Raw genomic sequence first — 18212 nt, 5'->3', positions numbered from 1 at the left:
TACATATTTCTGGTTTTGAAAGAGGGGTCTCTATAATGGGCTCCTTTTTCAAATATAGTAAGTAATTTCATATATATTTAGTAGAAAGGAATATTATCATGTTCAACTTCAACCAAAACAATCTTAAAAATGCTAATTTATTCGCAGCAGGTCTTGCATTAGGTACTGTAGGTCTTAAAGTGTTAACTTCTAAAGACGCTAAAAAAGTATATGCTGGTATCGTAGCAGCTGGTCTTCGCGCTAAAGAAACTGTATTAGAAACAGCTGAAAAAGTACAAGCATCCGCATCTGATGTATTGGCAGAAGCTCAAGAAATCAACGAAGCACGCAACGAAGAAATCTTTGAAGAAAACAAATAATTGAGGATTTAACTATGTTACAATTTTCTGTTGTACGAAAACTCAGAAATCGCTTGCACGTTAAGGTAACAGGTCATCGCTTTACAGAAGCTGAAGCTGCTTATGTAGAGGATACATTGCTCCTTAATGATGCAATTGTAGATGTAACCTTCTACACTCGTAGCAGTCAGATCGCCATTAAACATAATGGTGATTCTGATGCTGTGCGTGATGCAGTACTTGGTCTACGCGATTTAGATTTGTCCGAAGCACCAGCTTTGAACGAATACTCTCCACGCTTGGTAAATAAAAAATACCGTGAAATGATGATTAACCGCACAGCAGTTTACTTAGGTAAAAAAGCAGTGTTACCTGCACCGATTGCGGCAGCATGGGCATGGTTTGATGGGATTAAATTTATCGGTAAAGCGATTAAAACATTGTGGCAACGTAAGTTAACTGTAGAAGTACTTGATGGTGTAGCTATTGGTGCTGCATTACTTCAAAAAGATTATCCTACAGCTGGAGCCGTTATGTACCTATTGGGTATTGGTGATATCTTAGAAGAATGGACTCACCGTAAATCCGTATTGAATCTTGCTCAAAGCATGTCCTTGAACGTAGATAAAGTATGGGTATTGGTGGATGATATTGAGGTAAGCAAACCTGTTAACGAGGTTGTAGCTGGTGATCAAATTATCATTCGTCAAGGCGAAGTTATTCCTTTGGATGGCACTGTAATCGATGGTGTTGTTCTTGTAAATGAAAGCTCCATGACTGGTGAACCAGAAGCAGTTCGTCGTGATAAAGATACTTCTGTATATGCTGGTACTGTTGTTGAAGACGGTAAAGCTATTGTAGAAGTACGTAGTACATCTAAATCATCTCGTTACGAAAAAATCGTCAACCTTATTGAAGAGTCTGAACAAATGAAATCTGGTATGGAACAACAAGCATATCGCATGGCAGATAAATTAGTTCCAATTAGCTTCATTGGCGCTGGTTTAACATACTTGTTGACTCGCAATGTGATGAAAGCATTGTCTTTCGTAATGGTTGACTTCTCTTGTGCATTAAAATTATCTATTCCTTTAGCAGTACTTTCCGCTATGCAAGAAGCATCTAAACGCGGTATCACTGTTAAAGGTGGTAAGTTCCTAGAACAAATTGCACAAGCAGATATGATTGTATTTGATAAAACAGGCACTCTTACTAAAGCTGAACCTGAGTTTGAACAAATTATTCCATTTAACGGTCATGATGCAGATGAAATGTTGAAATTAGCTGCATGTATTGAGGAGCATTTCCCTCATTCCATGGCAAAAGCAATTGTACGTGCTGCTAAGGATCATGCATTACCTCACAAGGAAATGCACTCTGATGTAGAATACGTTGTGGCTCATGGTATTGCATCTAAGGTTGGTCGCTATCGTGTACGCATTGGTAGTGCTCATTATATCTTTGATGATGAAAAAACAAAGATTCCTGCTGATGAACAAGAAAAATTCAATAATTTACCAAATACATCTTCACATATTTACCTCGCTATTGGTGGTACATTAGCAGCGGTTATTTGCATTAAAGACCCTGTACGTGAAGAGGCAAAACAAGTTATAGCTGATTTGCATGCATTAGGCATTAAAAAGGTTGTCATGATGACTGGTGACTCCAAACGTAATGCACAACGTGTAGCTGACGAACTTGGTATTGATGAAGTGCATGCAGAAGTATTGCCAGAAGATAAAGCAAGTTATGTAAAACAAGCTAAAGCTGATGGCTATACTGTTATGATGGTAGGGGACGGTATCAATGACTCCCCGGCAATTTCTGAAGCTCATGTTGGTATCGCTATGAATGAAGGCGCTCCAATCGCTCAAAAGATTGCTAATGTTACTATTTCTTCTGATAATCTACAAGCTCTTGTAGATTTGCGCCGCATTTCTATTGCATTGATGAAACGTATCAAAGCAAATTACAATGGTATCGTTGGTTTCAATGGTGCTCTTGTTGGTGGCGGTGTACTTGGCTTTATGCCACCAAGTCAAACAGCATGGTTGCATAATCTTTTCACATTGGGTATCGGCTTAGAAAGCATGACCCCATTGTTGAAAAAAGATGAACCAAAGGAAACTGTTCCTACAATTGATGTAACAGCTGATTCTGTAGTAGCTTAATCAAAGAACCTCCATATAGGTATTGATTTACCTGTATGGAGGTTTTTCTTTTTTGATGACATTTATCTATGATTATTGTAAAATACAAGGAGATTACATATTGTAGGAGATTTATATGAACATTTTGATAGATATTTGTAAGCGCTCCTTTTATTTGAATCTATTTATTGTGGTAATCCCCATTATTGCATATATGATTCATAATGGATCGAGTGCGACCGTAGCACTAGTATGGTATTTATTGTTATCCTTATGTATGCCTTGGGCCTATTTATCATTTAAAAGCAGTACCTTTGATGATGGTAAATCTATAAGTCGCATTGCTTATGTAGTGAGTTGGGTTGTCGTTCATGGTATCAGCTATAAAGGTATTTTTTTAGGTGTTGATTTATCCATGTTGTGGGGATGGCCAACAGTAGGTCGTGATATAGCCTTTTTATTAGCTATGTATTTAAGTGTCACATTTAGCTTGCTTATAGCTTATGGCTTAACTCGATTAGTGGGAGGCTGTAATGAATAGAAGTTTTTGGCTATTTACGTTAATTTGTTCACTTTTTGTAAGTGCTATTACAACAGTACTTTCATTAAGTGGGGCATTATCATTATCCATTTTAGTGTTTCCAGTTTTGTCGCTAGTCATACCAATTATGGTGCGACGACTAAAGAATGCCAAGTTTAACGATGATTTACCGCTAAGCATGGGGTATCATGCTTATAGTTGGGCTTGGTGGACGGTATTTTCGTTTCTTCATACACCATTTAGCTTTAATGTAGATAATGGATTAGCAAAAGCATTACTTTTATTTGTGGTGTATTTTATCGTTCAAGTTCTCATTGAGTTATGTGGTTTATTAGCTACGAAGTTTTTCAATCGTACTTATCGATGGGGTATGATTGATGAAGCATTAGATATAATTGCCTATACTATACCGATTCCGTTCTTGTATATTGGCTCAATCCTATATATAGATTTACAAGATCCGATGGTATATTTTATGTATGCATCATCCATGAATGTAAATATATTATTTGCTGAACTTGTATTATTATTAGTTTCTTTATTGGTCTTTGTATTCTATTTGTATCCAAGAGATTTAGCATATAAGGGTGTACGTTTGTTGCGTATCATTATTACTGCAGGCATATGGCTTGCTATGAACGCCCATATCTTGTATGGTGGTTATATTCCAGAATTTATATTATCTTTAGTTCCCACCGTTTTTCCAACGTACCAAGGTAATCCACTAGTGTTTGTAACTCCAACTTTATTAGAAGCTGGTATGACAGGTGGAGCAGTGATTATAGGTGCATTGGTAGAGCGTGGTATTATTTCACGACGCCGTGAACGTATTTAATTTCTAGTTTCGACTTATATCCGTAAGGAATGAGAGCGAAGGAGGATCTATGAACAACATTGAACGTCCATTGGATGATAACTCAACTGTATCAATCCACGACAATGAAAAACTGAAGCAAGTTGAACGTAAAGAGGCCAAGAAAGAGAAAAAAAGTGGCATTACGATTCGAGAATTGACAATTATTGGTCTACTAGCAGGTATCACTATTGCATTAGGGCTTTCTGGTTATGGTATTATTCCATTAGGGCCGCTAAATGTAACAACTTTACATGTACCAACTCTAATTGGTGCTATTGTAGAAGGACCAAAAGTGGGGGCCTTTGTTGGCTTTATCTTTGGTTGCTATAGTTTGTGGCAAAATATTACAGCTCCTAATATTTTATCCCCACTATTTATTAATCCAATCATTTCCGTATTACCGCGTATACTTTTCCCAGTATTAGCATATTTGGTATATCTATTATTGTGGAAAGCACCGCAAGGTCCGCGTATTATTGTTTCTGCTTTTATGGGGACTGTATTTCATACGATCATGGTTATGGGATTAATCTTCTTACTCTATGCAGATATGTTTGCTCTTAAAATGAATCTTAGTCCAGATCAAGTATTAGGCTCTATTGTATTCTTGTCTGTTACACATGGTATTCCAGAAGCAGTTTTTGCTGCTGTAATTGTAACACCGGTGGCAATGGCTTTACGAAAAGTATTGCGTAAGGATGCTCCTAAGAAAACTAAAGGTGAAGCTATGCGAGACACAAAAGTTACAGACCATCAATTAGGAGAAACTGAAGTGGTAGAAACCAAATAAGCTGAAGTTGTAGACGAAAATATAACGAAATAGTATTTTACAGGCTTTTTATAAATATGATAAAATAAATATCATTCGATAAGTATTGAGGAGGATAATCATGGCTAAACGTATTCGTACTATCAACACTGAATCCTTACAAAAAACTGCTAAAACTGGCGGTTGTGGGGAATGTCAAACATCTTGCCAATCCGCTTGTAAAACAAGCTGCACAGTTGGTAACCAAGTTTGCAAACAAAAATAATGAAGAGGCTCGCTTAGCGGGCCTTTTTTATTTATGTTTTAAAGACATACATTGTATAGTATATCTTTATGACTCTTTTTATAACGTTTAGTGTGGAAATGTGGTACAATTATCTAGAAAGTTCTATATACTAGAGCTTTTACCATACAAATCAATTGGAGGTACCATGTTAGAATTAAAACCAATGATCCATAAGTTTCGGATGAAGGATAACTATTACTGCTTAGACGTAAATAGCGGTATTATCCATGTTATCGACGAACTCATCGATAGAGTTCTTGACATATATGATGGCACTAATCGCGATGCTGTACATGCTGCGTTAGATGCTAAAGAAGATGCAGTAGAACTAGATGAGATTATGGACGAGTTAGATGAGCTCATCAAAGCGGAGCAATTATTTGCACCGATGAGTAAAGAGTTTAAACTTGTAGTAGGTGAGAAACCTATTGTTAAGGCATTATGCTTAAATATTGCTCATGATTGTAATTTAGCATGCAAATATTGCTTTGCTAGTCAAGGTGATTACGGCGGTGTTAAACGAGAATTGATGAGCTTTGATGTAGCAAAACGAGCTGTGGACTTTCTTATTAAAATGAGTGGACCTCGCCAACATTGTGAAATTGACTTTTTCGGTGGTGAGCCATTGTTGAACTGGGATGTTGTTAAGCAAACGGTTGAATACATTGAATCCATTCAAGAAAAGCACAATAAGATATTTAAGCTTACATTGACTACGAATGGTATGCTTTTAACACAAGATAAAATCGACTATGTAAACAAACACAAGATGAGTTTAGTATTGTCGTTGGATGGTCGTGAATCCGTACATAATGCAATGCGTCCAGTAGCAGGTAGTGGTGCAGAGTCTTATAAATATATTGCTAAAAACCTTATCAATGCAGTAAAACAACGTCACGGTCTTGAATACTATGTACGTGGTACATATACTCATAAAAACTTAGACTTTACTAAAGACGTTATGGCAATGTCTGATCTTGGCTTTGAGCATTTGTCCATGGAGCCTGTTGTCGGTGAAGAAGGGGATTATGTGCTTCGTGAAGAAGATTGGCCAGCTCTAGAGAAAGAATATGAAAAATTAGCAGATATTTATTTACAACGCCAGTTAGAAGGCTGGGGTGAGAAGTTTAACTTCTTCCACTTCCGCATGGATTTATATCGTGGGCCATGTATGGCGAAACGCCTTCGCGGTTGTGGGGCAGGTCATGAATATATGGCAGTCGTACCTAATGGCGATATTTACCCATGTCACCAATTTGTAGGTAAAGATGGATACGTGCTTGGTAATGTGTATGATGGTTTACAAAATACAGAAATTCCTAAAGATTTCCGCAATACACATGTATTCTCCAAACCAACTTGTGCTGAATGTTGGGCGAAATTCTTCTGTTCCGGTGGTTGTCATGCTAACAACATTACATTGGGTGGCGATCTAGAAACACCTTATGAATTTGGTTGTCGTTTACAGAAGAAACGCATCGAATGTGCTATTATGATTCAAGCCGAATTAGAACAAGCTGGTATTGATGGAAGTATTCCTGTTGCATTAGGTTAATTACACTTGATTCTCCGAGTATAGTAGGAGTTTATATGAAACAAAATAGTAATCAAACTACAGAACGCTGGGGAATTCGCTATACCGGTATAGTTCAAGGGGTCGGATTCCGGCCCCTTGTTTCTATGTGTGCCCATTCTCTAGGTTTAACTGGTTTTGTATATAATGATAGCCGCGGTGTATATGTTGAAATACAAGGTCCTCTAGGAGCATTGCAACTATTTTTAGATGCTGTTCAAGCGGAGCAACCTCGTTTATGTCGTATTACAAGTCAAACTGTACAACATCTTACTGTAAAAGGTGATGAAATCGACTTTATAGTAGCGCCATCTCCATTAGGTGAATCCGTGAGTACCTTTATTAGCGCCGATACGGCGCCTTGTGATGACTGCATTAAAGAACTACAGCAGGATAAACGCAGACGTGACTATCCTTTCATCAATTGTACAAATTGTGGCCCACGATATACGATAATCAAATCTTTGCCCTATGATCGGGAGCGGACGACGATGAACGAGTTTCCCATGTGTGAAGATTGTAAGGCTGAATATGAAGATATAGAGGGGCGTCGCTATAGAGCGGAGCCAAACGCATGCTCTCGCTGCGGTCCTCAATATACATTGTATAAGCCAGATCGCAAGGCTGTGGATACAGTGAATATATGGAATACTACGCGGGAATTGATTAATGAAGGTAGTATTATCGCAATAAAAGGTGTAGGAGGATATCATCTTGTTTGCGATGCTAGAAATGACGCTGCTGTACAACGCTTACGTAAGCGGAAGAATAGGCCGCATAAACCATTAGCAATAATGGTGGGAACTCTAGATATGGCGATTGAGTTAGTACATATTAATGATGTAGAACTAGATATATTGACGGGGATGGAACGTCCTATTGTGTTATTAGAAAAAAATCATAATAGTTCTGTTCATTTAAGCTCTTATGTGGCTCCTGATAATCGCATGTTAGGGGTTATGTTACCTTATTCACCAATGCATGAGGTGTTATTACCTTTTGATGCGGCATGGATAATGACCAGTGGTAACAAAAGCGGTGATTCCGTATTATATAACGACGATCAAGCGTTTAATGAACTAGGTGAGGTAGCAGATTATTTCCTCGTTCATAATCGTGAAATCTATGCGCCCCTTGACGATTCAGTGGTAGTGGTCATCAATAATAAACCTCGATTTATTCGTCGCAGTCGTGGTTATGTGCCTGAACCTATTCATTGTGATGGTTTAGAACAAACTTCGATATTAGCTATGGGCAGTGATTTAAAAAATGCTTTTGCTATGAATAAAGGTAGTGAAGTTCTTGTAGGGCCCCATATTGGTGATTTAGAAAATATATCAACTCATGAAACACTAGAATGGACTATTAAACGATATAAGAGCTTATTTTCTGTGCAACCAGATAAAATTATCATAGATAGTCACCCCCAGTTTTTTTCTTCTCGGTTAGGTGAAAAAATAGGTGAAAGTTTCCATCTTTCTGTTGTACCTGTTCAGCATCATCATGCTCATATAGCGTCTGTTATGGCGGAACACAATTTAAGGGGGCTTGTACTAGGGATTGCTATGGATGGTACTGGCTATGGTCCAGATGGAACTATATGGGGGGGAGAATTTCTCCTTTGTAAAGGCAATCAATATCAGAGATTGGCACATATTCATGCAGCTCCATTACCTGGCGGAGAAAAGGCTGTTTCTGAACCCTGGCGACAAGCCTTATGGTATATTCGTAATTATTATGGCGATGATATCCCTTTTGTATATCAAGAATGGATGAAGGAACTTCCAAAGGGATGGGAAATTTTAGATAAAGCATTACAATCTAGAATGCCCATGATTCAAGCTACAAGCTGTGGGCGATTATTTGATACTGTAGGTGCTTTATTAGGTCTTGGTATGGTCCATAGTTATGATGCACAAATTGCCATTGCTTTAGAAACTCTATGTGGTGATGAAAAAGGATCATTACTTACTTACCATTATGATGGACATATTCTTGATTTTACACCTACAGTTCAATCTATTATGGATGGTGTTGTTCGTGGTGAATGTCGAGCTCATTTAGCCGCTTCATTTCATAAAACAATTGCAATAGCACTATGTGAAACGGCGGCAGACTTGATGGAGCGATATAATATTAGTGATGCGGCCATGTCTGGTGGTGTATTTCAAAATCGTAAATTATTAGAATTCATATATAGGACGTGGCATATAGGTAATTTATATATGAATGAAGCAGTTCCTTCTAATGATGGTGGACTTGCTTTAGGACAATTGTGGTTAGGAAATCAATTATAAATTGTCATGCAACTCTTATTCTTAGACAAATTTATTTAGTAATGTTTTGAATATTGTTTAATCCATATGAGTTGTATAGCCAGTTTAAGCTCTAGTTGTTTGTGGCCACTATCACTAAATAATGAGTGTAACTGTGATACAATAATATTAATTTTATTCATATATTTTGGAGATATTTTATTAAAGTAAATGTATATAAAACTTGTTATAAATGATATAGATAAGGAGATACTATGTGCTTAGCTGTACCAGCGCAATTGGTTGCTGTGAATGATGCTATTGGTACCGTTGAATTGACAGGTGCTACCCGTGACTGCAGTTTGCTCCTCGTACCAGATGCAAAGGTCGGGGATTGGTTGTTAGTTCATGCAGGTTTTGCTGTACAAATTGTTGATGAAGAAGAGGCTCAAAAAACATTAGAGGCCTTTAAGGAGTTAGAAGAACTTGAAGAAGCTTACTTTGCAGGAAAAGCAGCACACAGCTGATGCTTTGTTAAGGCGCATCAATGCGCTTCATAAGCCCGGTGAAACTGTACGGCTTATGGAGGTCTGTGGTACGCATACAGTATCGATTTTCCGAGAAGGTCTTCGTCAATTATTGCCATGTGGCATAGAACTTGTTAGTGGACCAGGATGTCCAGTATGTGTAACTGATCAAACTTATATGGATAAGGCTTTAGCCTATGCAGAATGTGAGGATGTTATTATTGCTACCTTTGGGGATATGTTAAAGGTTCCAGGTAGCTATAGTAGTCTCAATGAAGCTCAAACAAAAGGCGCTCATATCCATGTTATTTATACGCCTTTAGAGGTAATAGAACTTAGCAAAAAATATCCAGAAAAGAAAATAGTATTCTTAGCTATTGGCTTTGAAACAACTATTGCGATTATATGTGCTACTGTGAAAGCCGTTCACGCAGCAGGACTTAAGAATGTATTCTTTTTAGTATCTCATAAATTAGTGCCTCCAGCATTACGTGCATTATTAGATAAACAAGAAGGTCATATCGATGGATTTATTCTACCTGGTCATGTTAGCGTTATTATTGGTGAAGAACCATACCAATTTTTGCCCAAAGAATACGGTATCCCATCTTGTATCGCTGGTTTTGATGGCTTAGAAATATTATCTGCCATAGCTAATATTTTAGAGCAACGTAAGTCTGGTAATATTGTGGTGGGCAATACGTATCATTCTGTAGTTATGCAGAAGGGAAACCCTGTAGCCCAAGCTATGATCGAGGAAGTGTATGAAGTATGCGATGATGTATGGCGTGGTATTGGTGTTATTCCTAACTCTGGTTTAGCATTAAAGGGTGAATATGCAGCTTACGATGTAGAGCTTGTCCTACCTATTAACTTAGATAAACCATCCCTTGATCCTAAAGGCTGTCAATGTGGACGTGTTTTACAAGGCCTTATTAAACCTAGTGAATGTCTGTTATTTGGTAAAAGCTGTACCGCAGATCATCCAGTAGGTGCCTGTATGGTATCTGTAGAGGGTAGCTGTGCTGCATGGTATAAATATGGTTATTCTAGTGGTGGATCGACGTGGGAGGATTAATATGGAACGAGTTCGCTTAGTCCATGGTAATGGTGGACGATTTAGTCATGAGTTGACGGACCGTTTTATTTTGAAATATTTTACAAATGATTTATTGGCGCCCCTACACGATGGTGCCCAGTTTCCTGTTACAGCCGGGCGCATGGCCTTCTCTACAGATTCTTATGTGGTGCAACCTGCGTTCTTTCCTGGTGGTAATATTGGCAAGTTGGCTGTTTGTGGAACTGTGAATGATTTAGCCATGAATGGTGCGATACCTCAATATTTAAGTTGTGGTCTTATTTTAGAAGAAGGTTTGGCCTTTGAAGAGCTAGATGAAATTCTTCGCACTATGTCAGAAATGGCAAAAGCCGCAAATGTTCAAATTGTTACAGGTGATACAAAGGTCGTTAAAAAGGGCGAAGTAGATAAAATCTACATTAATACTGCTGGTATTGGTATGATTCCAGATGGAATAGATATTGGTCCACATCGCGTAAAAGCAGGGCTAGATATCATTTTGTCAGGTGCTATTGGAGATCACTCCATTGCCGTTATGGGGCAACGGTTTGGTTTAGATTTATCTGACTCCTTAACAACTGACTGTGCACCACTAAATAAGATGGTTCAAGCAGTATTAGATAAAGTAGGAACTCAAGTTGCTTTGTTGAGAGATCCCACTCGTGGTGGCCTAGGTACCGTTTTAAAAGAGATTGCTGATCAGAGTCAAGTAGGCATTAAGGTTGAAGAAACGGCTATACCAATTCATGAAGAGGTACAGTCAGTATGTAATATATTAGGGTATGACCCTTTATATTTAGCGAATGAAGGGAAAGTGGTTCTTATTGTAGAGCCATCTATTACGAACGAAGTCCTTAAGATTCTTCATAGCTTTAAAGAGGGCAGTGAAGCTGTTTTAATTGGTAAGACTATAGATAAAAATATTGGTAAGGTTGGTCTACAAACGGCTATTGGAGGTGTTCGTCTGATTGATTTATTAGGCGAAGATCAGGTTCCACGAATTTGTTAAATTTATAATTAATAAAAGTAATTAAACTATATCATTTTGTTAATCTTTTTATTTCAATTTTTGAGCTTTCTAGATGTAGCTTGTATTAGATGTTGACACGATTTATCGTTGATGGTAGCATTAAATTAAGTTGCGTAAAATTCATTAAGAATTCATCGAAAATCTATATTATGTTAGTATCTTTATGTGTAAGTTCTTATACTTTCACTAGAATCTATGTATAGAATTTGTTAAAATATAAGTATCTATAGGAGGCTTATTATGAAAAAGAAGATTATTACAGCTGTTCTAGGGATTTGTTTAACTACAACTGCATTTGGTGGTATCTTGACAACTCAAGCTGGTGGGCTTAGCAGCATTCTTGGTGGTGCAGCTAAAATTGGTGGTATCGGCATTGTTGTTAACAAATTTGGTCCACAAATTGACTCTTTCCTAAATAAATTATTGAAACAAAATAACTTGAGTACTGAATATACAACTAAAGTAGTTCCTATTATCAGTATTGGTACAAAAGGTTATATCGGTGCGGCTCAAGTTACTGGGCCTGCTTCTAGCATTGAAGAAGTTAAAGCTGTTGCTCAAGTAGAAGGTAGCTTTAATGGTATGGTTCGTGTAAAAGGATTAGTTCCTGTTAATAGCACAAACCCAGTTGGTGCATCTCGTGTTCAAGGCGTAGGTGTATCTGCGATTATTGATTTGAAAATTTAATGGCCACTGAGCATATAAATTGATAGACTCAGGGAATAAGCACGGTCTTAGGCCCGTGCTTATTCTGTTGTATAACAGTTATACATTAGATACATTGTGGAGGAATTTATGAAGAAACAAGTACTTACACTTTTAATGGCATCCCTAATTTCAGGCACTGCATTTGCCGCTCCTGGTACAGTAACTGAAAAAACAAATGTTTTAGAAACTACTGTATATGGAGCCGTACAAGATGGTGCTGTTGTGGACCGCATTAATCAACTTGATGAAACCGTGTATGGTACTGGTTTCAATGGTAATTCCGCAACATTGAGTAAACGTGTTGACTCCCTCTACAATTCTGTAGAAGGCAGTGGTACTAATATTTCTTTGCGCGAAGAAATGGATGCATTGGAATATACATATCAAAATAGCATTAACGCAGGATCTCTTGTAGACCGTGTAGAAAAGATGGAACGTAGCGTTAATGGTCGCATTGGTAGCGGGTCCTTACAAAAACGTATTATTTCTTTGAAGACAAAGGTATATGGTAGCAATGTGGCTCTTACTAACCAAGTAGGTACATTGTCTGGTAATCAAGTGTTCAAAGTGACTCTAAATGAAGCGGTTTCTTCTAAAACTAGTCATGAAGGTGACACTATATCCTTTACTGTTGCAGAAAATGTAATGGATGGCAATGTCTTATTAGTACCTGCGGGCACTGTAGGTTCCGGAACAATTACTTCTTTGAAAAAGGCTCGTTCCTTTGGTCGTAATGGTGTGTTAGATATTACATTTGATACAATCCCAGCTATTGATGGTACAGAATTTACTGCTGTACAAGGTAAAGAGGCTAAGGATAAAACCCGTAGTGAAGTTAAAGCAGCAGGTGCATCTGTAGCGGGCGCAGTTCTACTCGGTCCTGTTGGGCTTGTAGGGGGCGCTTTCATCAAAGGTAAAAATATTGAGTACCCAGCTGGTGCTACTGTATATGTACAACCTCAAGATTCCGTAACAATTCAAGGTCTTGTTATTGGTGGCGATGGTTTAGCTCATAGTGATGATGAATTAGCTGATGCTGTAACTGTACCTAATACAACAGGTGAATCTGAAGAATATGTAGAAAATAATGATACTGATGAAAATGCAGCTGTAGCTGAAGATACTACAGCAGTTGAGGAGCCAGAAGAACCTGTAGAAAATGTTTCTCAACCTATCGTTGTTGTAAAGCGTAATCAATAATTAACAAATTCTTAAAGTAATAGGAGTTCTAGTAACCATGAGGAAACGTAAAGTACAATGGCTGGCAGCGGCATGTGTTGTTTGTTTAGCACAACCTGTATGGGCCGCTACTGAGTCAACTATTGTATATCAAGATACATTGGATAGCGTAGGTCAATCCTATGCAGGAGAAATTTCTAAAGCATCTACACCTGAATATAGTAATATCCGTGTTGTACGTCGTGGTGAAAAAGCGAAATCTGCTGCTCCTGCTGAACAGTTGCCTACACGTATCGATGCTAATAAAATGTCTTATACTGGCTCTACAGGTGATGTATATGCTCAAGGCGATGTTGTGGTGTCTCAAGGCAATCAAACTTTGATGGCCCCCCGTATTGAAGGTAATACTAAAACCACAGAATATCGTACTGTTGGGGGCTATCGCTATTTGGAAGATGGCGGTAAAACAAAAGATATTACAGGTCAAAATATGACGTATCGCACTAGCGATCGTCACTTTGAGGCAGACCAAGCCATGGGATGGAGCGATCCCTATTATGTAAAGGGCAATAACGCCACTTTTGATGGACAAATAGGCCATATGGAAAAGGGCATGGTCACTACAAAACATGCAATGGCTTTTGTTCATACTCCAGATTATCGTGTGGAGGGTCAAGATATTCAGGTATATCCTGGTGATAAAGTCGTTATTAAAAAACCATCCTTTTATATTAAAAACTTTAAAGTATTATCCTTGCCATCTTATACGACTTCATTGCGTCATGACAAAGAAGGCAAATTTAGTATTTTTTCCTTAATACCAAAACCTACGTATAGTAACGATGATGGTATTGGCTTACATGGTAGTACAGAATATCCTATCGGTAAAAATGGTGAAGCTTATATTGACTATCGTTGGTATTCTAAATCTGGTTTTAAACCACAGGTGGGATATCGTCATTATTTACCTTGGGGGACTGCTTCTGTTGGTTATAGCAAGGAATCTAATGAATATAATGATGAAACAGTATGGGTAGAAAAAATCGGTGAAGCTCGTTTGGATACTCATACATATCATGTAGGAAATTCTCCAATTACTGTACGTGGTGGGGTTAATGCTGGTTATTGGAAAGAGGGCTCTGTAAAAGGTTCTCATAAAGAATATTATGCAGAGGTTTCTCATGATCCGATTAAGCTTGGTAAAAATGCTGATTTACGCTTCTTAGGTGGTTACCAACGTGACTACTATGGTTATGATGGTAGTATCCGTAGCATGCCTTATTGGGGTGCTAGATTCCAATCTAAAGTTGGTAATCGTGCTAATGTATGGGTTAGCTATAATCAACGAAATATAACCTACAATAATTCCCCTTATCGTTTTGACACGACAGAACTTCCAAAAGAGCTTATTTATGGCGGTACGTATAAATTGACTCGCCTAGATGATATTTCTGTAAGTGTTAAGAATAACATGATGAGTGGGGATATTGATTCTGTCTATTATACATGGCATCGTGATTTACACTCCTTCGATATGTACTTAACATATAAAGATGGACATAAAAATAAAAATGATCAATGGAAAATTAAATTTGTAGGTAAAGACTTTTAGTTAGGAGAATACTATGCAACGCATTAGAAAAGCTGTAATTCCAGCAGCTGGTTTTGGTACACGTTTCTTACCAGCTACCAAGGCACAACCAAAAGAAATGCTTCCTATTGTCGATACACCTGCTATCCAATACATTGTAAAAGAAGCTTTAGATTCTGGGATTGAAGAAATTCTAATTATTACAGGTCGTAATAAACGTGCTATTGAGGACCATTTTGATAGTAGTGTTGAATTAGAATTGTTATTACAAAGTCAAGGTAAAAATAAACCATTGGCTATGATCAAGGATTTGGCGGACATTAAAGTTCACTTTATTCGTCAAAAAGCACCTCGTGGACTTGGTGATGCTGTATTGTGTGCAAAAGCATTTATTGGTGATGAGCCATTTGCAGTGTTACTTGGTGATGATATTGTTTACAATCCAGAAAATCCATGCTTAAAACAGTTGATTGATTGCTATAATGAGCATCCTGGTATTATTTTAGGCGCTCAATTTGTACCGGAAGATAAAGTTAGTTCTTATGGTATTGTATCTGGTGAAGCATTGGCTGATAATTTATATCGCGTTGATAACTTGGTGGAAAAACCTAAGAAAGAGGATGCTCCATCTCGACTCGCTGTATTAGGTCGTTATATTTTAACACCAGATATTTTCAATATCTTAGAAGCTACTAAGCCTGGTGTAGGTAATGAAGTCCAATTAACTGATGCATTGGCAGCCTCTAAAACGGATACGTATGCATTAGCATATGAAGGTATTCGCTACGATACAGGGGATAAATTGGGCTATTTAAAAGCCACTGTTGAGTATGCATTGCGCAACGAAGAATTGGGTGAAAGCTTTAAAGCTTACCTAAAGGAATTGGATCTAAAATAGATAATCTATGAAACTTCCACGTGAGGGGCCTATGATATGTATCATAGGCTCTTTTTGTTTATAGTTTCAAACTCATTTGATATTTGTTAACATATGAACAATGCCTTTTGTTGACGAATGAAATAATGTTGATTATAATCAAGATATTGAATAAATAAAAGGACTGTGATTATATGAGAACATTATTTAAAGCATTATGTAATAATGATTTGAACCTACCGGGACATAGCGTTATTAAACATATGCATTATGATTCCTCAGGTAGTGATAGAACCGTATGTGAAATTGTATCGAAAGTAGCAAAAACCACCACAATTGGTATTATGGATACGTCTGGCTTCTTAATGGTCGATTTACGACCAGTGCCAAAACAATTTAATATTCGTTCTACTATAAATCAACAGGGAACAGATGGTGCTATATCTTTTTCTAAGGAAGAGGTTATACGATTTGTAAATGATATTAATGATACGAATTCCATCCATCGTGAGAATCCTTATGTTGTTCCTGGCTGCATGATTTTAGAAACGATGTGGGATTTTTGGAATATTAGTAAATCTGCTCTGCAAATGGCGATTTATTTTCATGCACCAGTTATTGCAGATGACAAGGTAACTTTGGTGGAATATCCTGAAGATGCTCATGTAGAAGGTTACATTGGTGATACATTGGCATTTTCGGCTACGTTTTTCGGTGAAAATGAAGATTCATCATCTTTGAAACAAAGATGTATTAGTTAGAGGTAATTATGGAAACAAGACGTTTAACAAAAATGGCTTTATTAACAGCCTTATTATGTATTTCAGCATATATTTCTTTCCCATTGCCATTTAGTCCCGCTATGGTAACGGCTTTGACTTTGGTAGCCACATTAATCGGCTTATTGTTACAGCCTAAGGATGCACTTATCGTATTTATCATTTATATTTTGCTTGGTGCAGTTGGGTTACCAGTATTTGTTGGCGGTACGGCTGGCCTTGGCAAATTGTTGGGACCAACAGGTGGCTTTATTTTTTCTTGGCCAGTTGCATATACATTACTAAGTATATTTAAAGGTTCTAAAAAAAGCTTTTTCTCTTATGCCTGGCGATCTCTTGTGATTACCATTCCTGTAGTGTACCTTTTTGGTGTAGCAGGTTTTATGATTGTTACAAAAACAGAACTTTGGGCGGCCTTGCCTGTAGTCATGTTTCCATTTATTCCTGGAGATATCGTAAAATGTCTGGTTGCTTCTTGGTTAGCAACTAAAGTTAAAATTTAGAATACAATTAAAGTGGCATTCTGCGGGATGCCTCTTTTTTACTTTTAATAGAAGGAGTATATATGTCAGTATATATTCATGGTGGGCTTAGAAGTCCTATCGGCGTTTTAAATGGACAATATAAACATATGAGACCCGAGATTTTAGGCTCTCAAGTAATTGATGAAATAATTAATCGTTATACTATTTCACATATAGATGGAATCTTCTGTGGTAATGCAGTTGGTACCGGTGGTAACCTTGGCCGTCTCATGGGTCTTATGTGTAATTTACCAAATTCTGTGCCTGCTATTACCGTTGATATGCAATGTGCCTCAGCTTTGATGAGTATTGAGATCGCCTATGCACATATTTTGTCTGGTATTATGGATTCCGCTATTGCAGGCGGTATTGAAAGTTCGTCGTTACAGCCAGAGCGAGTGTATGCATCAGGGGATGATCGAAAAGGAACCTATAAGGTAGCTCAATTTACGCCCCAAGATCAATCGCCTTTAGCCATGCTCGAAGGGGCTGAGCGGACTATCCATAAACACAATGTAACAAAGGAAGATTTATATCCACATATTATTGGCAGTCATCAAAGAGCATCAGCTGCTTTAGATAACCCATATTTACAGTCATATAATATACCTATTACTATAGATGGTAAAAGATGTATAGATGAATGTATTCGACCTACGATGAACGAGAAACTCTTGTCTAGGATGAAACCTTTGTTGGGAGCTGACTCTATTACAAATGCAGGCAATGCGTGTTTAACTCATGATGGAGCGGCCTTTGTATATTTATCTAATAAAAAAGGTCCTTTTAAAATTTATAGCGTTAAACCTTGGGCAGGAAATCCTCAGTTTAGTCCGGAGGGCGCTCTTGAAAGTACAGAAGGCATTTTAAAACGTACAGGTTTAACTATGGATGATATTGATGTGGTGGAATGGAATGAAGCTTTTGCCATCATTGATGTTCTTTTTAACAAGGCGTACCCTAATCACATTAAAAAATATAACATGCTTGGAGGTGCCTTAGCTTATGGACATCCCTATGGATGTTCTGGTGCCATATTAGTGCTTCACTGTATGGCTGCTTTAGAATCTTGTGGTGGTCGCTATGGTTTATGTGCTATTGCTGGTGCAGGGGGCACAGGTACGGCTTTAATTATGGAACGCATGTAA

At 37.7% G+C, this 18212-nt stretch carries 18 protein-coding genes; all 18 read left to right on the top strand.

The genetic code is table 11. The annotated features are described in order from the left end of the window. Positions 1-98: 98 nt before the first annotated feature. The 18 genes from ACLRYO_RS09215 (at position 99) to ACLRYO_RS09130 (ending at position 18212) form a co-directional block, all read left to right on the top strand. A complete protein-coding gene (locus tag ACLRYO_RS09215) occupies positions 99-359 on the top strand; it encodes a DUF6110 family protein (protein ID WP_005376730.1) in 261 nt (86 codons plus the stop codon). A 14-nt stretch (positions 360-373) separates the two neighbouring features. Next, positions 374-2512 (top strand): heavy metal translocating P-type ATPase, encoded by a 2139-nt coding sequence (locus tag ACLRYO_RS09210; RefSeq protein ID WP_413084836.1) that lies wholly within the window; start codon positions 374-376, stop codon positions 2510-2512. A gap of 115 nt (positions 2513-2627) precedes the next feature. Further along, positions 2628-3032 carry a hypothetical protein gene (locus tag ACLRYO_RS09205; protein ID WP_279008286.1) on the top strand — a complete coding sequence of 135 codons (405 nt, stop codon included), beginning with the start codon at positions 2628-2630 and terminating at the stop codon, positions 3030-3032. Further along, positions 3025-3867 carry a hypothetical protein gene (locus tag ACLRYO_RS09200; RefSeq protein ID WP_413084835.1) on the top strand — a complete coding sequence of 281 codons (843 nt, stop codon included), beginning with the start codon at positions 3025-3027 and terminating at the stop codon, positions 3865-3867. Before ACLRYO_RS09205 ends, ACLRYO_RS09200 begins: the two co-directional genes overlap by 8 nt. A gap of 49 nt (positions 3868-3916) precedes the next feature. Then, complete coding sequence (locus ACLRYO_RS09195) at positions 3917-4678, top strand: ECF transporter S component (protein WP_101928144.1); 762 nt, start codon at positions 3917-3919, stop codon at positions 4676-4678. Between the two features lie 100 nt (positions 4679-4778). Further along, positions 4779-4922 (top strand): six-cysteine ranthipeptide SCIFF, encoded by a 144-nt coding sequence (scfA, locus tag ACLRYO_RS09190; RefSeq protein ID WP_004693318.1) that lies wholly within the window; start codon positions 4779-4781, stop codon positions 4920-4922. Positions 4923-5088: 166 nt separating this feature from the next. Continuing rightward, entirely contained in the window at positions 5089-6498 is a 1410-nt protein-coding gene (gene scfB, locus ACLRYO_RS09185) for a thioether cross-link-forming SCIFF peptide maturase (protein WP_004693319.1), read from the top strand. A gap of 35 nt (positions 6499-6533) precedes the next feature. Next, positions 6534-8813 carry a carbamoyltransferase HypF gene (hypF, locus tag ACLRYO_RS09180; RefSeq protein ID WP_012864152.1) on the top strand — a complete coding sequence of 760 codons (2280 nt, stop codon included), beginning with the start codon at positions 6534-6536 and terminating at the stop codon, positions 8811-8813. 233 nt (positions 8814-9046) lie between these two features. Beyond that, entirely contained in the window at positions 9047-9298 is a 252-nt protein-coding gene (locus tag ACLRYO_RS09175; protein WP_012864153.1) for a HypC/HybG/HupF family hydrogenase formation chaperone, read from the top strand. Beyond that, positions 9258-10376 carry a hydrogenase formation protein HypD gene (hypD, locus tag ACLRYO_RS09170; RefSeq protein WP_012864154.1) on the top strand — a complete coding sequence of 373 codons (1119 nt, stop codon included), beginning with the start codon at positions 9258-9260 and terminating at the stop codon, positions 10374-10376. The genes ACLRYO_RS09175 and hypD overlap by 41 nt, the downstream gene beginning before the upstream one ends. A gap of 1 nt (position 10377) precedes the next feature. Continuing rightward, positions 10378-11385 (top strand): hydrogenase expression/formation protein HypE, encoded by a 1008-nt coding sequence (hypE, locus tag ACLRYO_RS09165; RefSeq protein WP_004697095.1) that lies wholly within the window; start codon positions 10378-10380, stop codon positions 11383-11385. 261 nt (positions 11386-11646) lie between these two features. Continuing rightward, on the top strand, positions 11647-12093 hold the full coding sequence (locus ACLRYO_RS09160; protein ID WP_004697051.1) for a hypothetical protein: 447 nt from the start codon (positions 11647-11649) through the stop codon (positions 12091-12093). 108 nt (positions 12094-12201) lie between these two features. Next, entirely contained in the window at positions 12202-13314 is a 1113-nt protein-coding gene (locus ACLRYO_RS09155; RefSeq protein WP_316591334.1) for a hypothetical protein, read from the top strand. 37 nt (positions 13315-13351) lie between these two features. Further along, entirely contained in the window at positions 13352-14905 is a 1554-nt protein-coding gene (locus tag ACLRYO_RS09150; protein ID WP_004697340.1) for an organic solvent tolerance protein OstA, read from the top strand. Positions 14906-14918: 13 nt separating this feature from the next. Then, a complete protein-coding gene (gene galU, locus ACLRYO_RS09145; RefSeq protein WP_004693334.1) occupies positions 14919-15782 on the top strand; it encodes a UTP--glucose-1-phosphate uridylyltransferase GalU in 864 nt (287 codons plus the stop codon). A 173-nt stretch (positions 15783-15955) separates the two neighbouring features. Next, positions 15956-16522 carry a hypothetical protein gene (locus ACLRYO_RS09140; RefSeq protein WP_120054616.1) on the top strand — a complete coding sequence of 189 codons (567 nt, stop codon included), beginning with the start codon at positions 15956-15958 and terminating at the stop codon, positions 16520-16522. 8 nt (positions 16523-16530) lie between these two features. Next, positions 16531-17043, top strand: coding sequence for a biotin transporter BioY (locus ACLRYO_RS09135; protein WP_004693338.1), 513 nt, complete (start codon positions 16531-16533; stop codon positions 17041-17043). A 62-nt stretch (positions 17044-17105) separates the two neighbouring features. Then, positions 17106-18212 (top strand): acetyl-CoA C-acyltransferase, encoded by a 1107-nt coding sequence (locus ACLRYO_RS09130; protein ID WP_316074077.1) that lies wholly within the window; start codon positions 17106-17108, stop codon positions 18210-18212.

Source organism: Veillonella parvula, from assembly GCF_047241225.1.
GTDB lineage: Bacteria > Bacillota > Negativicutes > Veillonellales > Veillonellaceae > Veillonella > Veillonella parvula_O.
The sequence above is the reverse complement of the archived record's forward strand: the minus strand, read 5'-3'. Positions and strand labels throughout refer to the sequence as shown.